At 66.1% G+C, this 20589-nt stretch carries 17 protein-coding genes; 11 read left to right on the top strand and 6 right to left on the bottom strand.

What is annotated here, in order from left to right; translation table 11 throughout:
• Positions 1-130: 130 nt before the first annotated feature.
• The 3 genes from ACLBWL_RS01915 to ACLBWL_RS01905 all read right to left on the bottom strand — a co-directional run bounded on the left by ACLBWL_RS01915 (position 131) and on the right by ACLBWL_RS01905 (position 4662).
• Entirely contained in the window at positions 131-373 is a 243-nt protein-coding gene (locus ACLBWL_RS01915) for a hypothetical protein (RefSeq protein ID WP_447789746.1), read from the bottom strand.
• Positions 374-503: 130 nt separating this feature from the next.
• The gene (locus ACLBWL_RS01910) at positions 504-764 is read right to left on the bottom strand and encodes a hypothetical protein (RefSeq protein ID WP_447789744.1); all 261 of its coding nucleotides are present in this window, start codon (positions 762-764) and stop codon (positions 504-506) included.
• A 2320-nt stretch (positions 765-3084) separates the two neighbouring features.
• Positions 3085-4662 (bottom strand): lysine--tRNA ligase, encoded by a 1578-nt coding sequence (locus ACLBWL_RS01905; RefSeq protein ID WP_447789742.1) that lies wholly within the window; start codon positions 4660-4662, stop codon positions 3085-3087.
• Between the two features lie 169 nt (positions 4663-4831).
• Between ACLBWL_RS01905 and ACLBWL_RS01900 the strand changes: the two genes are divergently transcribed.
• Positions 4832-7531, top strand: a complete 2700-nt coding sequence (locus ACLBWL_RS01900) for an ATP-dependent DNA helicase (RefSeq protein ID WP_447789740.1) — start codon at positions 4832-4834, stop codon at positions 7529-7531.
• 8 nt (positions 7532-7539) lie between these two features.
• The gene (locus tag ACLBWL_RS01895; protein WP_447789738.1) at positions 7540-8079 is read left to right on the top strand and encodes a SixA phosphatase family protein; all 540 of its coding nucleotides are present in this window, start codon (positions 7540-7542) and stop codon (positions 8077-8079) included.
• A gap of 256 nt (positions 8080-8335) precedes the next feature.
• On the opposite strand, the gene ACLBWL_RS01890 is transcribed toward ACLBWL_RS01895, so the two are convergent.
• Positions 8336-8860: a YceD family protein gene (locus ACLBWL_RS01890; RefSeq protein ID WP_447789736.1), complete on the bottom strand. Its 525-nt coding sequence runs from the start codon at positions 8858-8860 to the stop codon at positions 8336-8338.
• Positions 8857-9363, bottom strand: coding sequence for a ubiquinol-cytochrome C chaperone family protein (locus ACLBWL_RS01885; RefSeq protein WP_447789734.1), 507 nt, complete (start codon positions 9361-9363; stop codon positions 8857-8859). Before ACLBWL_RS01885 ends, ACLBWL_RS01890 begins: the two co-directional genes overlap by 4 nt.
• Before the next feature lie 140 nt (positions 9364-9503).
• Between ACLBWL_RS01885 and ACLBWL_RS01880 the strand changes: the two genes are divergently transcribed.
• The 9 genes from ACLBWL_RS01880 to ACLBWL_RS01840 all read left to right on the top strand — a co-directional run bounded on the left by ACLBWL_RS01880 (position 9504) and on the right by ACLBWL_RS01840 (position 18981).
• Positions 9504-10013: an outer membrane protein assembly factor BamE gene (locus ACLBWL_RS01880; RefSeq protein ID WP_447789732.1), complete on the top strand. Its 510-nt coding sequence runs from the start codon at positions 9504-9506 to the stop codon at positions 10011-10013.
• A gap of 249 nt (positions 10014-10262) precedes the next feature.
• Positions 10263-11684, top strand: a complete 1422-nt coding sequence (locus tag ACLBWL_RS01875) for a glycosyl transferase family protein (protein WP_447789731.1) — start codon at positions 10263-10265, stop codon at positions 11682-11684.
• Positions 11681-12691, top strand: a complete 1011-nt coding sequence (locus tag ACLBWL_RS01870) for a hypothetical protein (RefSeq protein ID WP_447789729.1) — start codon at positions 11681-11683, stop codon at positions 12689-12691. Before ACLBWL_RS01875 ends, ACLBWL_RS01870 begins: the two co-directional genes overlap by 4 nt.
• Positions 12692-12734: 43 nt before the next feature.
• Positions 12735-13649 (top strand): sulfite exporter TauE/SafE family protein, encoded by a 915-nt coding sequence (locus ACLBWL_RS01865; RefSeq protein WP_133029752.1) that lies wholly within the window; start codon positions 12735-12737, stop codon positions 13647-13649.
• 50 nt (positions 13650-13699) lie between these two features.
• On the top strand, positions 13700-14419 hold the full coding sequence (locus ACLBWL_RS01860; protein WP_447791945.1) for a TIGR02186 family protein: 720 nt from the start codon (positions 13700-13702) through the stop codon (positions 14417-14419).
• Between the two features lie 77 nt (positions 14420-14496).
• Positions 14497-16194 (top strand): ATP-binding protein, encoded by a 1698-nt coding sequence (locus ACLBWL_RS01855; protein WP_447789726.1) that lies wholly within the window; start codon positions 14497-14499, stop codon positions 16192-16194.
• 154 nt (positions 16195-16348) lie between these two features.
• Complete coding sequence (locus ACLBWL_RS01850; protein ID WP_447789724.1) at positions 16349-16972, top strand: LuxR C-terminal-related transcriptional regulator; 624 nt, start codon at positions 16349-16351, stop codon at positions 16970-16972.
• A 298-nt stretch (positions 16973-17270) separates the two neighbouring features.
• Complete coding sequence (locus ACLBWL_RS01845; RefSeq protein WP_447789723.1) at positions 17271-18038, top strand: bacteriorhodopsin-like; 768 nt, start codon at positions 17271-17273, stop codon at positions 18036-18038.
• Entirely contained in the window at positions 18013-18981 is a 969-nt protein-coding gene (locus tag ACLBWL_RS01840) for a beta-carotene 15,15'-dioxygenase, Brp/Blh family (RefSeq protein WP_447789721.1), read from the top strand. Before ACLBWL_RS01845 ends, ACLBWL_RS01840 begins: the two co-directional genes overlap by 26 nt.
• On the opposite strand, the gene ACLBWL_RS01835 is transcribed toward ACLBWL_RS01840, so the two are convergent.
• The gene (locus tag ACLBWL_RS01835; RefSeq protein ID WP_447789719.1) at positions 18978-20483 is read right to left on the bottom strand and encodes a peptidoglycan DD-metalloendopeptidase family protein; all 1506 of its coding nucleotides are present in this window, start codon (positions 20481-20483) and stop codon (positions 18978-18980) included. The two genes, ACLBWL_RS01840 and ACLBWL_RS01835, sit on opposite strands and share 4 nt — an antisense overlap.
• Positions 20484-20589 lie beyond the last annotated feature (106 nt).

Here is a 20589-nt window from a genome sequence, read left to right as displayed (position 1 = left end):
ACTGGAAGAATGACTGCATCGGGAGGAACCGGAACGGCTGCTATTGAGGCCATTGGCGTTAGCGGACGACGCCTGACACTGAGTCTTTCCCGAAAAGGATCGAATTTCGGGATTGTCCGGGATGGAGAGGTTAGCTGCCGTTGAAAAGGCTACCGGTAAGCTTGATGATCGCGAGCGAGCAGAAGCGCACGAATGCAGCAAACAGCACCATGAGCGGCAAGTCCCAAAGGCCTTCCTTGTCCCAACCCCATCCGAGATTTAATGCCTGATCGCAAAGGGTTGCAATCCACATGAGCAGGGCGAGGCCGACGAACATCAGGAAGACGCGGTTAACGCCCCGACGCCGGGCAGCGAGGAACCGATCAGAAACCATTTAGCCTTGTCTCACGGCCAGAGGATGTCTGCAATTGGGCGTAAGCGGAATTACCGGCCGTTCGATGAAGGCCGTTCAAGCTTTTGGGTATGTCTGCTCGGCCACCTGCGCCCGCAGCCGCTAAATTCGCCTACGCCAACTTTCTCGCGCTCTCATCCATCACGGTGTTGATCAGCGAAGCGGCCCCAGCCTCGCCCAGCATTCTACCCATTTTGATCGCTACCGCCGGGGTCATTGAAACGACCTCTCCGTCGTGTCCTTCAACAAAGACATGTCCGTCTTCGACCCATACTTGTCTTGGATCTCCGTATTTCTTCGAGCGAGCCAAATTGCTAGTGACTTGGTCAATCTCATCCGAACTTAGCAAAATTCTTGGTTTGTCGAGATCCATGGCAATCCTCGAGAACGGGACGAGATAAAAGCAGATTAACCATCCTGCATATCCGCGGCAATGGGCGTTCATAGCCTGAGACCGTCACCTTCTTCCATTCGCACATTTGTATCGAAATAGTGGAACAGCGAAAAAGGGAGCAGCAAATATCGCGCTGAACGAGCGGCCGCTTTCGGAAGTTGAGATTTGTCACCTCAGCGTCTGAGTTTGGGCGTTCTGGTACGATCCCGCATTCTCGCGATGGATCGATTTTCGGGATGTCCAGATGAGACGAAGACGGACTTTCGGCGCAGGATCAAGCCTTAAGGTGTAAGTCGACCTTCCAGCCGTAGCAGGCGTTTTCAGTCGCGATTATGCTGGTTTTCGGGGCGGCACTCGCAACGCTTAGACTATTAGCAGTCCACTTAAGAGTGATCGGCTCCATCCCATCGAAGGCTACAGCTCGACAGGACAACCATCGGTCGCTTGGTAGCCATCTTGGCTGAACCCAAACAACGCGGGTAAACCCACTTACCGCGCCGCAGTCGGTCATCTGGACGCGAGCTTCCGTAAAGCCGCTCGGCGAAATAGATCGGGCGAACGTGATCGTCTCGCACATCGATGTTTCCACTGTTCCAAGCGCGGCGAAGCCGGCCAAGGCAAGCAACATGGCGCAGCCGCAGCCGGTTTGCTGTCGCTCGCCCGTCGTTAGGTCTCGTTTGCCGCGCATGTGACCACCTTGCTTGATGTGGCACGTGCCTGCAATTGGGCGGACGCGGAATGGCCGGCATGGGCGGAAAGCGATCCAAGCGGTTTTGGAACCGAGGTGGACGTCAGCATCCGTCTAGAAAAATACCATGTTTTCGATAAAACAGTGCGACTGCCATAGTTTTCGCGCGGATCGCATTAATACATCAGCAAGCAACTGGCCTATCTCATTACTAGCTTGATTCAGGATACTTGTAGACAAGCCGTGTTATTGCGCCATACACTCGCAAGATAATAAAGAGGCGATCAACGATTTCAAACGTGGAGAAGTACCATGGTGCGAGAAAGATCATTCTTTACACAGAACATTCTGCCCGTCGCAGGAGCTATGTTATGCGGGGCTATGATGGCGGTGCCCGCCTACGCTGATGATCCGCTCCAGCCAATTAAATCGACCATCCAGCGCGACCGACAAAATGCATGCCCAAACTCGGGTATCTTGAGTTACGATCGAAGACTTGAGACGTTAGCCCAAAAGTATGCACGGTCCGAGAAGGTGGAGGATTTATCTCCACCGCCGTCGGGGTACAACCGTCTTGTACCCTTTCTCGGTGCAGGTGATCCTCAAGCGCAGGCAATTAACCGAGCCTACCGACATGGGGCGGGGCAAAAAATTGGCACGTGTGGCGAATTCGCGTACGGCGTGGGCTTTAAGAGGTGGGACAACCGGAGCGTCGATGTCGTCACAATAGTATTTGGAGAATTAGCGCCGCCGCTTCGTCCTGCACGAATTCGACTAACGCCAGGGAGTGGCTCGTTTATCATCGCCGGCAGTGGATTCTCCCCCAACAGTACAGTCAAGATCTTGTATAACTACTATCCCCCCGAGGGAGGGGTAACCGGCAATTACGGTGGCCCGAATATGGCCAGGGTAGATTCAGGTGGAAATTTTGACAACACCGTCAAGGTCAGCACGCTACTAAACCGTCACGGACGATTGGAGGTAGTAGCGGATGATGGAGACCTTTCCACGACGAAATCTATTTCGTTTTAGAAGTGCCCCGCGCGATGTTGCAGGCGTGCTTGTGGCTGCGCTGGTGACCGCCGACGCCAAATACGGCAGTTGAGATGCTTTCGAAACGCTCATCAGTCATTTTGGTCGAGATCAAACTTCGACCGCAAGCGAGCGTTTTCCTAGCGGCTGTTTTCGGTTGGGTTCATAGGCCTCCCGGACGACCGTTAGTGGGCGATTTGGTCATCTTGGCCATTCCAAAAAGGGAACCTATGGCAGGACAGTCGCCCGGACGATCGAACTGGGCGCCATCCGGGGCAGCCCCTTTCCCAATTGCTCTTTCCCGAATTGACCTGTCGGGGACGGAGAAACGGGAAAGATCGCGCTTATCGAAAAGGTCGTTATCGGGAGCCCGGGTTGCCAGCTTGAACGGACGGGTGCGGGCGTTATCGTTCGTCACCCTCCGTCAAAACGAGATATGGAAAAAGTTCTCGACGGCAGTGACGCCTCTTCCAAAACGGCTATCGCCGATCGCCGCCTTGGGCGTTTCCCCTCCGGATCGGCAAGGCAAGGGGCCATGCCCATCCTTCCGAGTGGCAAGGGTGATGGCCAGACGCAACCTTACCGCGCCAGCGCCTCGGCAATCAGCTTCCGCGAGTTGGCTACCCCGTATAGCGCGATGAAGCTCCCCATCCGCGGACCCTGTTCGGACCCCAGCAATGTCTCGTACAACGCCTTGAACCAGTCGCGCAGGTTCTCGAACCCGCCGGTCTTGCCGATCTCGTAGACGATGTTCTGGATGTCCTCCGCGCTTGCCTCCGCTGGTAACGCGGCGAGTTCCCCGTCCAGCCGCTCCAGCGCCGCGACCTCAACGCCCTCGGGGGCGCGACGCTGCAACGTCGGCGCGACGAAATCGCGGCCGTAGGCCAGCGCGTGATCGATCAGCTTGTCGAGCTCGGGATATTTCTCCGCCGACGCATCGGGCACGTAATTCGCCAGATAGCCCCAGACCTGCTCCTTGCTCGCATCGCCCATCACGCCGACGAGGTTGAGCAACAGCCCGAACGTTACCGGCAGCTCGCCCGCGGGCAGCTTGCCGTCGTGGATGTGATGCACCGGATTGCCGAGCTTCTGCTTCAGATCCTGGGCGGCGTAATTGCCGCGGAACTGCCAGTAATCGTCCACCGCGCGCGGGATCACGCCCATGTGCAGCGACTTCGCCTTCTTGGGCTCGCGATACGCGTAGAACGCGAGCGATTCCTGCGGGCCATAGGTCAGCCACTGGTCGAGGCTCAGGCCATTGCCCTTCGACTTCGAGATCTTCTCGCCATTCTCGTCGAGGAACATCTCGTAGTTGAAGCCCTCGGGGGGACGGCCGCCGAGCACGCGCGCGATCTTCGACGACTGCGTCACCGAATCGATCAGGTCCTTGCCCGCCATCTCGTAATCGACGCCCAGCGCGACCCAGCGCATCGCCCAGTCGACCTTCCACTGGAGCTTGGCCTTGCCGCCCAGAACGGACTGCGTGATCCGCTGGCCACCCGGGACACTGGCATCTTCGAACGCGATCAGCCCGGCCTCGGCATCGATCACCTCAATCGGCACCTGCAACACGATCCCGCTGGTCGGCGAAATCGGCAGCACCGGCGAGTACGTCGCGCGCCGTTCGGCGCGCAACGTGGGCAGCATCACGTCCTGGATACCCTGGAAATGGCGAAGCACGCCCTTCAGCGCCTCGTCGAAGCGCCCACTGGTATAATAGTCGGTGGACGAGGCGAACTCGTAGTCGAAGCCATAGCGATCGAGGAATTCGCGCAAAATCGCGTTGTTATGCGCGGCGAAGCTGGAGTGCGTGCCGAACGGATCGGGAATCTGCGTCAGCGGCTTGCCGAGATGGGTGGCGAGCATGTCGCCGTTGGGCACGTTGTCCGGCACTTTGCGCAGGCCGTCCATGTCGTCCGAAAACGCGATCAGCCGCGTCGGCGTATCGCTCAGCGCATGGAACGCATTGCGCACCATGGTCGTCCGCAGCACCTCGTTGAACGTGCCGATATGCGGCAGGCCCGACGGCCCGTAGCCGGTCTCGAACAGCACCGGCCCATCCTGCTTGCCGTTCGGATAGCGCTTCAGGAGTTTGCGCGCCTCCTCGTACGGCCAGGCTTTGGACTCGAGGGCGGCGGTGCGGAGGTCTTCGGTCATGCCGACGGCGATAGCGTGTGCCAGCGGAAACGCACAAGCCCGTTCCCCCGCGGACGCGGGGGCCCAGCTAAACCTCGGACGGCACACTTGGCGCCTGGCCTCCCGCCTTCGCGGGAGAACGAGGAAGCAAAAGGTTGCCCTTTCGTTCCGCTTCGCACAAGGTCGCGCGGTGCTGCCTTATCCCGCCCTCCACGCCAGCCACGCCGGCATCTGGATCGCGAATGCGGACGGGGCGCGGCCGATCGGGCGGGGCGAGGCGATCCGGATCGCGGCCGATACGCCGGTCATCATGCTCAACGCGCCGCTGATCGGCCAGCGCCTCGGCTATCCCGACCTCTCCGGGCTCGACCTGCTCGAGCTCTACGCTTTCTTACGGCCTGCGCAGTTCGCGGTGCCGACGCCGAAGGGCATCGCGCGTGTGACCGGCGTCGCGATGCCGAGCGAGGATGCGGAGGTCGCGCCATTCCTTCTCCGTGCGGCCGACGCGATGTTGGCGCTCACCGATACCGACTGGCCCGAGCGCGAAGGCGCATGGACCGCGGCGCAATCGCTGTTCCGCCTGCGCTGGCCCTGGGCGCCCGTCGTCGCCGAGCGGCTGAAGAAGCCCGCGGTCAACGAACGCTGGCTGTTCTCGTCGCTCCCCGAATGGGAGGAGCACGCACCCCGCCCCGCCCCGCGCACCGTCACGATCGAGCCGGGCGACGCGGAGGCGCGGCTCGTCGACCTCACCGGCCACGGCGCCGAGGAACGCCCCGGCCAGCGCGCCTATGCCGGTGCCGCGACCGCCGCGTTCGCGCCGCGCGCGATGCGTGACACGCCGAATCTCGTCCTCGCCGAGGCCGGCACCGGGATCGGCAAGACCTTGGGCTATCTCGCCCCCGCCTCGCTCTGGGCCGAAAAGGCGGGCGGCGCGGTGTGGATTTCGACCTACACCAAGACGCTGCAACGCCAGCTCGGCCAGGAAACAGCGCGCCTCTATCCCGACGCCGCGATCCGGAAGGCCAAGGTCGTCACGCGGAAGGGCCGCGAGAATTACCTTTGCCTGCTCAACCTGGAGGACGCGCTGCAAGGCGGGTTCGCGGGCCGCGCGGCGATCCTCGCGCATCTCGTCGCGCGCTGGGCCGCGTATAGCGCGGACGGCGACATGGTCGGCGGCGACCTGCCGGGCTGGTTGCCGACGCTGTTCCGCCGCAACGGCTCGACCGCGCTCACCGATCGGCGCGGCGAATGCGTCTATGCCGGCTGCCCGCACTACCGGAAATGCTTCATCGAGCGGGCCGCCCGCGCCTCGTCCGACGCCGACATCGTGATCGCCAACCACGCGCTGGTGATGGTCAATGCCGCACGCGGCCGCGAACTCGCCACGCGCCCGACGCGCTATGTGTTCGACGAGGGCCATCACATCTTCGACGCCGCCGATTCGATGTTCGCGACCGCGCTGACCGGCGCCGAGACGATCGAACTGCGCCGCTGGATCCTCGGCCCCGAATCGAGCGGTCGCGGCCGGCGCCGGGGGCTCGCGGCCCGCCTGTCCGATCTCGCCAGCTATGATGAACAGGGGGCGAGGGCGATCAGCGATGCGGTCACCGCGGCGGGAGCGCTGGCGTCCGACGGCTGGCTGCAACGCCTCGGCGAAGGCGCGCCGTTCGGGCCGATCGAGACGCTGCTCGCCGCCGTCCGTGGCCTGACCTACGCGCGGGCCGAACAACCGGGCGACGCGGGCTATGGGCTGGAGACCGAACTCGCCGAACCGGACGCCACGCTGATCGAAGCCGCCGCACCCGCCGCCGCCGCGCTCGACGCACTCGTCCGCCCGCTCGTCACGCTCGGCCGTCGCCTGGAAGCGGTGCTCGCCGAGGCACCCGACTGGATGGACGGCCCCGCGCGCGCGCGAATCGAAGGCGCGATCGCCTCGATCGGCTGGCGCGCGGAGACGGTGGCGGCGTGGCTGTCGCTGCTTGCCCGCGTCGGCGGGCCGGTCGATGGCGATTTCGTCGACTGGCTCGCGGTCGACCGGATCGAAGGCCGTGAGTTCGACATCGGCCTCCACCGCCACTGGCTCGATCCGACGCGCCCGTTCGCCGAGATCGTCCTGAAGCCCGCCCACGGCGCGCTCGTCACGTCCGCGACGCTCACCGGCGGCGGCGATTGGGACGTCGCCGAAGCCCGCACCGGCACGCCCCACCTCCTGCGCCCGGCCGCGCGGTTCGAGGCGAAGAGCCCGTTCGATTACACGCGACAGGCCGAAGTGCTGATCGTCATCGACGTGAAGCGCGGCGATATCGGTGCGCTCGCCAACGCCTATGCGCAGCTGATCGTCGCCAGCCGCGGCGGCACACTGGGACTGTTCACCGCGATCCGGCGGTTGCGCGGCGTGCATGGCCGCATCGCCGACCGGCTCGCGCGCGAAGGCCTGCCGCTCCACGCGCAGCACGTCGATCCGATCGACACCGGCACGCTGGTCGACATTTTCCGCGACGATCCGGGCGCGTCGCTGCTCGGCACCGATGCGCTCCGCGACGGCGTCGACGTCCCCGGCGAGTCGTTGCGGCTGGTGGTGATGGAGGGCGTGCCGTGGGCGAAACCCTCCGTCCTCCATGCCGCACGGAGGCTCGCCGGCGGCGGTTCGGCCTATGACGATCGGCTCGTCCGCGCGCGACTCGCACAGGCGTTCGGCCGGCTGATTCGTCGCGCCGACGATTCGGGCGTGTTCGTGATGCTGTCTGCGGCGATGCCGTCGCGCCTGCTCAGCGCCTTCCCGCCGGGCGTGCCGATCGCCCGCGTGACACTCGAAGAAGCGGTGGCCCGAGTCGCAAGCCGGCTTTCCTCGCGTGCCAGCGTAGGGCATGAAAGCCGCGAACCGGCTTGAGGATTGCCATGAAGACGCTGACGCTGTTGCGCCACGCCAAATCCGGCTGGGACGATCCGGTCGCGCGCGATTTCGATCGCCCGCTCAACGCCAAGGGCAAGCGCGCCGCGGCGATGGTCGGCCGCCATATGCGCAGTCTCGACTTGGCGTTCGACCACGCGATCGCCTCGCCGGCGGTGCGCGTGATGGAGACGCTGGAGCAGATCGAATCGGGCTATGGCCGCACGATCGCACCGGCACTGGACCGCCGCGTGTACCTGGCGTCGGCGGCGACCCTGCTCGACGTCGTCCACGGCTTCCCCGCCGAGGCCGAGAGCGCGCTGCTGATCGGCCACAATCCCGGCCTCGAGGATCTCGTGCTGATGCTGGTCGCGGACGGCGCGGACGCGCTGCGCGATGCGGTCGAGGAAAAATACCCGACGGCCAGCATCGCCGAACTCCAGTTCGACACCGCCGACTGGGGAGCCGTCACGACCGACACCGCGCGCCTGACCCGCTTCATCCGCCCCCGCGATCTCGACCCGACTCTAGGCCCCGACGCGGACTAACCTGTACGCGAACTAACGTGTTTCCCCGCGAAGGCAGGGCCCCAGACTGGGCTCCCGCCTTCGCGGGAGAACGAGGAGGAGGGAGCGACCCTCAAAGAAAATACGCCACCCCGGCGAAGGCCGGGGCCCAATTGCAAAGGTGGATGTAACGGCGGACCGCCCTACCTCACTGGTCGCCCCCAATCGGGCCCCGGTCTTCGCCAGGGTGGTGGGGTTTTGGTAAGCTGATCTCGAACAAGCCCGAGACCGGCGAACCTTATCCCTTCCCCGCCATCCTCGCCTTCAGATCCGCAAACGCATTCGCCGGCCGGAACTCATCCTCGCTGATCACCCCCGCCGCCGCTAGCGCGGCCGCCGCGTTCGGCCCGCGTGAAAACGGGTCGATCGACAGCGCCAAGGTATCCGCGGCCGCCTCGCCCAGATCGATCGTGCCACCCTCGATCGCGACCGTGTCGAGCGCGTCGTCGGACAGCTCGACCTCGTCGCCCTCGGCGATGAGCTGCTCGACGAACAACAATGCGACCGGCTCGTCGATCTTCGTGTCGAGCGGTTCGTCGGTGACCGAACACGCCTGCACCGCCGCCCCGGTCACGCGCCCCTTCACGACGATGCCGCTGTCGGTGCGCTTGATCCCGAGCCGCGCATCGAGTCGCGTGATCGAGAGCAGCGCGAACCGCTTCGCCAATGCCGCCCGCTCGTCCTCGGTCGCGGCGATCTCGACGATCCGCTCGCGCTCGCCGATCGTGTCGAGGCGTTCGGGGCGGCTGAACTCGGGCTTCACGGCAGGTCTCCAGATAACAGATTCGATAGTGGCATCGCAGCCAGCCCTGCATGGAACGTCATCACCGACTCGCGGACATGCGTGAGTGCGGCATCGTCCGGCGTCACGCCGCGGTACAGGTTGCGGACCAGGGCCAGCGTGATGTCGCCCGCTGCAAAGCCTTCGCGATACGCCCCCAGCCGCCCGCCGAGCATGCTCATCATCTTGCCGATATGCTTGCCGACGATGATGTCGCCGATCCCGATCTCGCGCAGCTGCCCGTCCATATCGTCGACGAAGCGCTCGGCCAGCCGCGCCGCCGGTTCGCCGCCCGCCGGCTCGGTCTCGAGCCGCAGCATGACCACCGCGAGCAACGTCGCGATCATGTCGAACCGGCCATCGACCGTGTCGGGCACCGCGCCGTCGCGGTACCAATGCTCCGCGCGCGCCCGGCCCACCACCGCGTTGTACAGCGGCAGCGCCTCGTCCGGCTTCTCGCCGAGCAGTCTTCCGAACCAGCCCAATCCGTCGTCCTTATCGTCGCAACCGCGCTTCGGCTTGTTTGCCCGCGCAACCTCGCATATCGAGGCGATCGCCGGTTGATGCAATCGGCCCGTGTTCCGCGTGCCCCAGACTTGGCAGAGTAGATGCCCCGGGAGTTTATATGAGCGTCGTTTCCACCCGTATCGTCCAGGTCGCGGCCATCGGTCTCGTTGCGCTGGCCAGCGCGGGCTGCACCCAGCTGCGCTCGCACCAGGGCTATGTCGTCGACACCGACCTCGTCAACTCGGTCCAGCCGGGCGTCGACAACCGGCAGTCGGTGCTCGCCACGCTGGGAAAGCCGACGCTCGCCGGCCAGTTCGACCAGGGCGACTGGTATTATTTGGCACGCGACAGCCGCAACCTCGCGTTCCGCAATCCGCGCCCCAACGCACAGATCACGTTGCAGATTAGCTTTGACCAGAAGGGCACCGTCACCGCGATCCGTCGCGGCGGGCTCGATCAGGTCGCCTCGATCAAGCCGTATGGCAAGAAGACGCCGACGCTGGGTCGCGAGCGCGGGTTCTTCCAGGATCTGTTCGGCAACATCGGTACGGTCGGCGCGGCGGGTAGCGGCGGCGGTGGGGCCGGCAATGGCAGCAACACCGGTGGCGGCGGCCGCGATCGGCCGTAACTTTGGCTTGATTCGAGCGTCGTAAGGCCGGTTTGGCCGCGCCGCGTGCTACGCATCGGCGCGGCCGGCCCGATGACGGTTCGGCGCCGATCCCGAAAGGGGGAAAAGGGATCTCGTGCTTAACGCGCGCGTCGCGGGAAGGTTCGAATAATATCGCCCGCCCCAAACATTCGATTCGGATCAGGTTAAAACCGAAACGGATGCAGGGTTCTATAGCCTCCACCCCGGGGGTGCGATGTGGGCGAGTCGGTGTGGATTTTCGACGTCTTCGCACGCGAAACCCTGCTGTTCGCCGGGGTCGGGCTGCTGCTGGGCGGCCTCGACGACCTGCTGATCGATCTCGTCTTCCTCGGCCGGCGCTGCCTGTACGGGCACCGGCCCCGCCTGACGCTCGCCACCTTGCCACCACCGCTAGTCATCGGCCCGATCGCGGTCTTCGTCGCCGCGTGGGACGAGGTCGCGGTGATCGGCGGCATGTTGTCGACCGCGATCGAGCGCTACGACCATGACGACTACCGCATCTATGTCGGCCTCTACCCCAACGACCCCGCGACGATCGACGCCGCCGCCGCGGTCGCGGAACGAGACTCACGGATTCGGCTGGTCGTCGGGCCACGCGACGGGCCGACGACCAAGGCGGACTGCCTCAACACGCTGTGGCAGGCGCTGCGGCGCGACGATGCGCGCGACGCACGAGCAACCAAGGCGATCATCCTCCACGATGCCGAAGACGTGGTGCATGCGCAGGAATTGCGCGTCGTCGACAGCCTGATCGACCGATACGAGGTCGTGCAGTTGCCCGTTCTGCCGCTGGTCAACCGCGGCGCGCGGCTGGTGTCGGGCCACTATGCCGACGAGTTCGCCGAGTCGCATGCCAAGCAGATCATCGTCCGCACCGCACTCGGCGCGGGCATGCCGCTGGCGGGAACGGGCTGCGCGATCGCCCCCGGCGTGCTCGCGACGATCGCCGAGGTGCGCGGCGGCACACCGTTCGATGCGACCAGCCTGACCGAGGATTACGAGCTTGGCCTACGCCTGGCCGAACTCGGCGCGCGCAGCATCTTCGCGCGCGTCGCGACCGACGATTCCGGCGGCGTGGTCGCGACGCGCGCGTATTTTCCGGGAACGATCGACGCGTCGGTGCGACAGAAGACCCGGTGGATGACCGGCATCGCTCTTGCCGGCTGGGATCGGACGGGATGGGCACCGCCCCGCGCGGTCGCCGATCACTGGATGCGGATGCGCGATCGCCGCGCGCCGCTCGGCGTCGTCGTGCTCGCGGTCGCCTATCTCGCGATGCCGGCATGGGGGTTGGCGATCCTGCTGCACTGGCAGGCGGGCGCGGCGATACCCTCCCCGACGTCGCAGCCGATCGGCCTGGCTCTGCTCGTGGCAAACCTCGGTCTGCTGATATGGCGACTCACGATGCGGATGATCTTCACCGCGCGAAGCTATGGCGTGCGCGAGGCGCTGTGGTCGCTGCCGCGTTTCCTGGTCGGCAACCTCGTCGCGCTGCTCGCCGCACCGCGCGCGGTCATCGTCTACATCGGCATGCTGCGCGGCGCCCCGGCGGTCTGGGACAAGACCCGCCACGACTTTCCCGACGTGGTTGTCTTTCCCGACGTGGTTATCGACGCCGCTATGCCGCAGACCGTCGCCGCCGCGGGATGACCGGCGGTCGCCCGCTGCGGTTCCTGGCGATGACGCTGGGCGGGTGGACGATGATCCGGATCGCGGTGCTGCTGTCGGACGAAGGAGCGCTGCCCGCCGGCGCGGTGATTCCGGCGGCGATCAAGATCCTCGTCCCCGACGCGGTCGCGGCGGTGTTCGCAAAGGCGGACGAGCGCCCGGCCATATCCGTGTCGATCGGCGCACCGCTTCCCGAGCCGGTAATCGCACCACACGCGCGTTTCCGCGGCCTCGCGTCGACCATGCCCGCCCCGCCCAGCCACCAAATCGACCACAGTGTCCCGGCCCAGCCTCTACCCCCGGCCGAAGCGAAGCGCCAAACCGTCCCGTCCCCATTCGCGCCACCAATGCACGTACAGGAAGCGCGCCGCCTGACCGGCAGTGCGTGGCTGCTCGTTCGCGGCGGACCTGCGGGGACCTTGTCCGGCGGCCAGCTCGGCGCCTCGCAAGGCGGAGTGCGATTGACCTACGCGCTGGGAGGCCGCCGCCGGTTCGCGCTGGCCGCGCGTCTTGCGGCGCCGTTACGTGGCAAAGGCCGCGAAGCCGCGCTCGGCGTCGAATGGCAACCCACCACGCTGCCGATCCGGCTGATCGCCGAGCAGCGGTTCGTGCTCGACGGCGGTCGCGGCGGCCCGACCCTGGGGATCATCGCCGGCTATGGCCCAGCCGACATCGCGCCCGGCGTCCGCGTCGAGGCTTACGGCCAGGCCGGCGTCATAGCCCGCGATGGCGTCGAAAGGTTCGTCGACGCGTCCGCGCGGATCACGCATCCGCTCGGCCATGTCGCGGGCGCCCGCATCGATATCGGGGTCGGGATATGGGGCAGCGCGCAACGCGGCTCCGAACGCCTCGACATCGGCCCGTCGCTGGTGATCGGCGTACCGATCGTGGGCAAATCGCTGCGTCTCACGCTCGACTGGCGCGAAAGGGTGGCCGGCGCCGCGCGTCCCGGTTCCGGCCCGGCCCTGTCGATCGGCAGCGACTTTTAAGACAGCCTAGCCCCGCCGCCGGGTTCCGGTGTAACGCGTGTGCGTGGACCTGTATCTCCCCGTCGCCAACCTGTCGGTCAACGCGCTTGTGATCATCCTGCTCGGCGGGGGAGTCGGGCTGTTGTCGGGCATGTTTGGGATCGGCGGCGGGTTCCTGACCACGCCACTGCTGATCGTCTACGGCATCCCGCCGACCGTCGCGGCCGCCTCGTCGGCCAGTCAGGTGACCGGTGCCAGCGTCTCGGGCGTGTTCGCGCATTTCCGCCGCAAGGGCGTCGATACCAAGATGGGCGGCGTGCTGGTCGCGGGCGGTATCCTAGGTTCGTTCTTCGGCGCGTGGCTGTTCCGCCTGCTCCAGCAAAGCGGCCAGATCGATACCGTGATCGCGATCGTCTATGTCGTCATGCTCGGTTCGATCGGTGGCCTGATGGCGAAGGAATCGATCGGCACAATCGGTCGCGCGCGCACCGGACGCCCGCCGAAAGCGCGCAAGCGCCGCCATCACCCGTTGGTCGCCGCACTGCCGCTGCGCACCCGCTTTTATGCGTCGGGACTCTACATATCGCCGCTCGCGCCGCTGCTGCTCGGCTTCTGTACCGGCATCCTGACGATCCTGCTCGGGATCGGCGGCGGCTTCATCCTGATCCCGGCGATGATCTACCTGCTCGGGATGGCGACCTCGGTGGTGGTCGGCACCTCCTTGTTCCAGACGCTGTTCGTGACCGCGGTCGCGACGATGGTGCACGCGACGACCACCAAGGCGGTCGACATCGTGCTCGCCGGGCTGTTGCTGCTGGGCTCGGTCGTCGGCGCACAGATCGGCGCGCGGTTCGCGACCAAGTTCAAACCCGAATATCTCCGCCTCGCGCTCGCGGTGATGGTGTTGCTGGTCGGGGTCCGCATCCTGCTCGGCCTGGTCTGGCGGCCCGAGGAGATCTTCTCGGTCACGCTGTCTTGAGGGGCGGGGGCCTAAAGCCCGCCTGGCTGGTCCTGCTCGCGCCACTGATGATGGCGCAGGCCAAGCCGGTTCTCGTGCCCGACGTGTCGCAGCGCAATATCGAGATCGCGTACAGCTTCACCGGTGCCGAGCTGCTGCTGTTCGGCGCGATCCTGTATCCCGGCGGCCGCCTGCCGAGCGGCGAGCATCCGACCGATATCGTCGTGGTCGTGAAAGGCCCGACCCAGTCGATCCTGATGCGCGAGAAGGAGAAGGTCGCGGGCATCTGGGTCAACGCGTCGCGGCTGCGCTATCGCTCCGCCCCCAGTTTCTACGCGATCGCCTCGTCCAAGCCGATCGGGCGGCTGGTCGATGATCGCACGCGGGCGATCTACGAACTCGGGCTCGACAGCCTCCAGTTGTCGCCCGCCTCCAGTGCACCGGCCGATACGCAGGACCGCTTCCAGCAGGGGCTCGTCGACCTGAAACGCCGCGCCGGCCTGTATTACGAGGCGCCGCGCGCGGTCGAGATCACCGACGACGTGCTGTACCGGGCGCGCGTCACGATCCCCGCCCGCGTCCCCGTCGGTCGCTTCACCGCGGAGACGTTCCTGATCCGCGACGGCCGCGTGCTGGCGGCGGCGGTGCGCGATATCGACATCCGCAAATCCGGCTTCGAACGCTTCGTCGCGCGCGCCGCCGAGCGTTCGTCGGTCGTCTACGGACTGGTCGCAGTCGCATTGTCGGTGTTCCTGGGCTGGGCCGCAGGCTGGATCGCGCGCAAACTGTAAGGAATTTCGCGATCCTCACCGGATATTTACGCCTTTGACGACATAGCATCTGTTCGATGAGCGGGGGGCCAGGAACGATGACGGAAATGCCGGGCTCGAACGCGTTCCAGCGAGCCACACCTTTGACGGGCGGGCCTTTGATGGACGGATCCCCGAATACCCTCCTTGCCGGATCGCCGGCCGCGGCACCGATCGGCGTGGTCTACGCGATCGCCGGATCGAGCAGCCGCGTACTGCTCGATCGCGCATCGATCGTCGCGCTGTCCGACGACCCCGATCCGGTCGTCGCCGCCGCCGGCCAGGTCGGCAGCCAGATCAAGATGCGGATCGGCGGATCGTGGCTGGTCGCCAACATCCGGTCGCTCAAGTTGGAGGATGCGGCCGGGACCTGTATCGCCGCGGAGATCGACTATCTCGGCGAGGGCGACGAGGAACAGCTGACCGGCAAGCTCTACACGTTCCGCCGCGGCGTGACGCGCTATCCGATGCCGGGCTGCGAGGTGTTTGCCGTCACCAGCGCGGACCTGAAACAGATCTACGCCGCGGGCGACCGCGCGCATATCGAGGTCGGCATGGTCTATCCGACCAGGGACATCCGTGCCGCGCTGTATGTCGATGCGATGCTCGGCAAGCATTTCGCGCTCGTCGGCTCGACCGGTACCGGCAAGTCGACCGGCGCCGCGCTGATCCTGCACCGGATCTGCGAACTCGCGCCGCAGGGCCACGTGGTGATGATCGATCCGCACGGGGAATATGCCGCGGCGTTCAAGACCAACGGCGCGCTCTACGACGTGTCGAACCTGCAGATGCCGTATTGGCTGATGAACTTCGAGGAGCATTGCGAGGTCTTCCTGACCAGCAGCGGCTCCGCGCGACAGTTCGACGCCGACATCCTCGCCAAATGCCTGCTCGCCGCCAAGGCCAAGAGCCGCATCGGGCAGGAGATCGCCAAGCTGACGGTCGATGCGCCAATCCCGTATCTGCTAAGCGACCTGACCAGCATCATCAGCCTCGAAATGGGCAAGATGGACCGTGCCGGGGACACTGCGCCCTATCTGCGGCTCAAGACCAAGATCGACGAGATCAAGGCCGATCCGCGCTATGGCTTCATGTTCTCGGGGATGCTGGTCGCCGATACGATGGCCGCGTTCCTCGGGCGGATCTTCCGGCTGCCCGGCGACGGCAAGCCGATCTCGATCATCGACGTCTCGGGCGTACCCTCCGACATCACCGCCGTGGTGGTCGCGGTGCTGGCGCGGATGACGTTCGACTTCGCGATCTGGTCGCGCAACGAGCCGCAACGCCCGATCCTGCTCGTGTGCGAGGAGGCGCATCGCTACATCCCCGCCGGTCAGGACACCGACACCGCGGTCGGCCGGATCCTCGGTCGGATCGCCAAGGAAGGCCGCAAATACGGCGTGTCGCTGGGGCTCGTCACGCAGCGTCCGTCCGATCTCGCCGAGGGGGTGCTGTCGCAGTGTGGCACGATCATCGCGATGCGGCTCAACAACGACCGCGACCAGGCGTTCGTCCGCGCCGCCATGCCCGAAGGCGCGCGCGGGTTCCTCGATTCGATTCCCGCGCTGCGCAACCGCGAATGCATCATCTGCGGCGAGGGCGTGACGATCCCGATCCGGGTCTCGTTCGACGATCTGGAGGACACCAGGCGCCCCGCATCGGGCGACCCGCTGTTCTCCGAACTCTGGCGCGACGTCGGCGGCGAGGAGCAGATCATCACGCGCACCATCCAGCGCTGGCGTGCGCAGGGGAAATAAGCGGGTTACTCGACCACGCAGCGAGCCCACGAAAAAGGCACGCGTTACGATCGAATCGGACGCGTAATCCGTGCTTTCGGCCGACGACTTGTGGTAAGCCACGCTGAGGAACGGGCCTCACGTCAACAGGCGGAGGCGCAGGGGGGATGACGCCATGGCCACCACGATCGAACCGTTGCTACCCGATGACCGGGTGGCCAGATTGGTGGCCGACAGCCCGATCGCCTCGGTGATCAGCAATCCGCGCTTGCCCGACAATCCCATCGTCGCCTGCAACCAGGCGTTTTGCCTGCTGACCGGCTATCCCGCGCACGACGTGGTCGGGCGGAATTGCCGGTTCCTGTCCGGCCCGGCGACCGAACGCTGGCTGTCGGAGGAAATCTGCCGCGGCGTCCGCGAACATCGTCCGGTGTTGGTCGAGATCCTCAACTACAAGCGCAGTGGACAGCCGTTCCGCAATGCCGTGCTGGTCGCGCCGATCTACGACGACGACGACCAGTTGCTGTATTTCCTTGGATCGCAGGTCGAGATCGACGCGGAGGCGACGCCGCAGACCAGCATGCGGCGGATCCGCGCGGCGCAGCTCGTGAAGTCGCTCTCGATCCGGCAAGGCCAGATCCTGAAATACGTCGCCAACGGCCTGCTCAACAAACAGATCGCCGCCGAACTCGGCCTGTCCGAAAAGACCGTGAAGATGCACCGCGCGATCCTGATGACCCGGCTCGGTACGAAGACGACGGCGGACCTGATCCGGCTCGCGGTCGAGGCCGGGCTCTGACCTTGGGCTGGCGTTCGGGGACTTGATCGCTCGCGGCCAATACTGACGGGGTACCGACCAAGGACCGTATCGCCCGCCTTTTGCAGCAAGCGTACAAAATCAACGGTCGTCACAGCGATGGCACCATCATCGGCCGCCGAACCGATGATGGGATGGGAACGATCCCTCCGTTTGCCTCGCTGTCGCTGTGGCGCCATCGTCGGTGGCAGTAAGACCGGTCCGGATATCGGTTTTCGGCCTCCTCAGCCCTGCCGGCGCGCGATCGTGGCGCGCGCGGCCCCATGCGATCGAGACCACAATGGATGTCGTGACCCCTTTCCAGTTTTCCCTGGTATACAACGCCTTCTCCTTCACCCTCGCGTCGATGGCCGCCGCGACCTTGTTCCTGTGGCTGAGCAGGTCGCAAGTCGCGCCGGCGTATCGAACCGCGCTGACGATCTCGGGGCTCGTGACCGCGATCGCCGCCTATCATTATCTCCGTATCTTCGAGAGCTGGAACGAGGCGTATATCCTCAAGGACGGCGTCGTCACCGCAACCGGGTTCGCGTTCAACGACGCCTATCGCTACGTCGACTGGCTGCTGACGGTCCCGTTGCTGCTGATCGAACTCGTGCTCGTCATGCGGCTTTCGGCGGAAGAAACCTCGTCCAAGGCGGTCCGCCTGGGGTCTGCTGCCGCGCTGATGATCATCCTGGGCTATCCGGGCGAGATCGCGACCGACATCCCGACCCGCGCGCTGTGGGGCACGCTGTCGTCGATCCCGTTCGTCTACATCGTCTGGGAGCTGTTCCGCGGTCTCGGCGACTCGATCAACCAGCAGCCGGTCGCAGCACGCGGCCTGGTCCGCAAGGCACGCCTGCTCACCTTCGCGTCGTGGGGCTTCTATCCGATCGTCTACATGGCGCCCTATGCGGGGATCACCGGCTCGTCGGCGACGACCGTGATTCAGCTCGGCTACACGATCGCGGATCTGGTCGCGAAGGCCGGCGTCGGCATCCTGATCTTCCTGATCTCGGTGCGCAAGTCGCAGGCCGAGGCGCATGACGGTGCCGGGCATTACGCCTGAACGCCGCCGCTTCGGCGTGATCCAGACCGCCACGCCGGTCGCAGTCCGCCGCGCCTCGATCGGGCGCGGCGGTTTTGCGCATCCCGTATTCTGGCTTGCCGCCGCCTGCCTGACGATCGCGATCGTCTTGCGCGTGCCGTTGACCGGTCGGCCCGCGACCCTGCTCGCGACGCTCCTCTTCATCGGTGGGGGGATGCCGCACGGCGCCTACGACATCGCACTGCTGGCGCGCACCGCCGCGGTCGGGCGACGCCAACTGGCGCTGGCGTTCGCGGGTTATGTCGGTGTGGCCGCCGCGATGCTGGTGCTGTGGTCGACCATGCCGCTGCTGGCGCTGATCCTGTTCCTCGCCGCCGCCGCGGTTCATTTCGGCGAAGACTGGACGATGCTCGACGAACCGCTGCTGAAGGTGGCCGCGGGCACCGCGATCATCGCGGCGGCGGCGATCGGCCATCCCGCCGAAGTCGGGCAATTGTTCACGGCGATGGCGGGCGGCAGCGGCGGCGTGAGCGTCGCGCGCGCGATGATCGCGGTCGCGCCCGTCGCGTTGCTGGTCACCGCCGTCGGCATCGCCGTCGCGTGGCGTGACGGTGCACGCGAATGGGCGGCGGCGATGGCGGTCGCGCTCGTGCTGCTGATCGTCGCGCCGCCGGTGCTGGGGTTCGCGCTGTTCTTCGTGTTCCTGCACTCGCCGCGTCATCTCGCCGACGCCCGGTTAAGCCTGCCCGATCTGTCGCTGGGACGCTGGCTGGCGACCGGCGCGGGAATGTCCGCGGCGGCGATCGCCGCGTGGCTGGTCTGCGCGAGGATCCTGCCCGATGCCTTCACGCCCGACATCACCGCGCAGGCGTTCCAGTTGCTCGGCGCCGTCGCCGTCCCGCACCTGATCACGTCGCGCTGGATCGAACGCGCCAACGCGGCCGCCGCGAAGGAGGCTCGCTAGCCCCTTATCCGCACCGCCAGCAGCTGCGCCACCTTCGCCTTGAACGCGCGCAGTTTCGCACCCGAAAGCTGCGCGACGCTGGCGAACGACACCGAGCGCGGGTTGATCGCGGCGCCGTTCTTCCACACTTCCCAGTGAAGATGCGGCCCGGTCGACATGCCGGTCGACCCGACATAGCCGATCACCTGGCCGGCGCGGACACGGGTTCCCGACGCCACCGCGATCCGGCTCATATGACCATAGCCGCTCGCCATCCCGCCGCCGTGCACCAGCTTGACGAAATTGCCATAGCCGCCGGTTCGCCCGGCGAACGCGACGATCCCGTCGGTCATCGCGTGGATCGGCGACCCGTAAGGCGCGCCGATATCGAGCCCCTTGTGCATCCGCGTGAAGCCGAGCAGCGGGTGCATCCGGAGGCCGAAGTTCGAGGTGATCCGTCCGAGCACGGGCATGCTCGACACGGCGCGACGCTCGGTCTGGCCGTTCGCGTCGAACCACCCGCCGCGACTCGCGTCGGAATCGGGGTCCAAGCCGGCCATGTCGGGCGCGAACCGGACGAGCTGCACCTTGTGCCGGCCCTGGTCGAGCCCCGCGAACAGCAGGTCGCCGATCCGCGTCTCACCGGTCGCCGCCTGCTCGCGGGCGACGATCACGTCGAAGCGGTCGGCGGCGTCGACGTCGCGCCCGATCGACACCCGCGTCGCGATCGCCTTTATATAGGATTCGACCGCCTTGGCCGGGACGCCCGCCGCGCGCGCCGATCGGTACAGGCTGGAGCCGACCAGACCCTGGATCCGCAACGGCGTCGAGTCGATCGCGATCGGCTTGCGGTCGACCGACAGGCCGCCAGCGCCCCGCGTGAGCGACAAGGCGAGATCGAACCGCGCCCGGAAATCAAGCTTTTCCAGCGGGCGGGCGACCGTGCGATCGGGCCGCCGGCCAAGCGTCATCGCGATCCGCGTGCCCGCCGGGATCGCGTGCGGATCGATCGATCGCGCGACCAATGCCGCGGCCGCCTCGGCATCGTTCCGGCCGACGCCCGCGCGGATCAGCGCACGGTCGAAGCTGTCCCCCTCGCCCAGTGTCGCGGACAATTCGACGCTCGGCCGTTCGGGCACCTGCGCCAGCGGCGCGACCAGATCGTTCGCCGCCATCCGCCGTCCGGTAGTCGCACCCTGCCCGATCGGCGCGATGCCCTGTGCGCGGGTTTCCTCCCATTCGGCCCCGGCGAGCGGCGTCGGCACCGCGCCGACCAACGGCTTCAGGCCCGGCGACAGCATCCACGTCGCCGCACATAGCGCGGTGCAGGTTGCCAGACCGCGCCACCACTCGGCACTACCGATCTGCGCGCCGAGATCGGGCACCCAGTCGATTCGCGTCGCCCGCTCGCGCAAAAGATCGGCTGGGGTCGGGTAGGGCTCCGATCCGGCGGCGGCGCGACCGAATCCGCGGGTCGCCGCAGCACCCGCCAATTCGAAGCCCTGATCGTTACGAAGATACACGCAGGCCCGCCCCGATGTTGCCGACCGTCCGGCGCAAGACCGCGTTGTGATCGCAACCTGCTAAAGTCAAATTAACCGATGTGTACGACGCATCCGGTTTGCGGCG

The sequence above is a fragment of the Sphingomonas sp. M1A8_2b genome, assembly GCF_053345535.1.
Note: the sequence above shows the minus strand (reverse complement) of the source record. Positions and strands in the feature narration are given on the sequence as shown.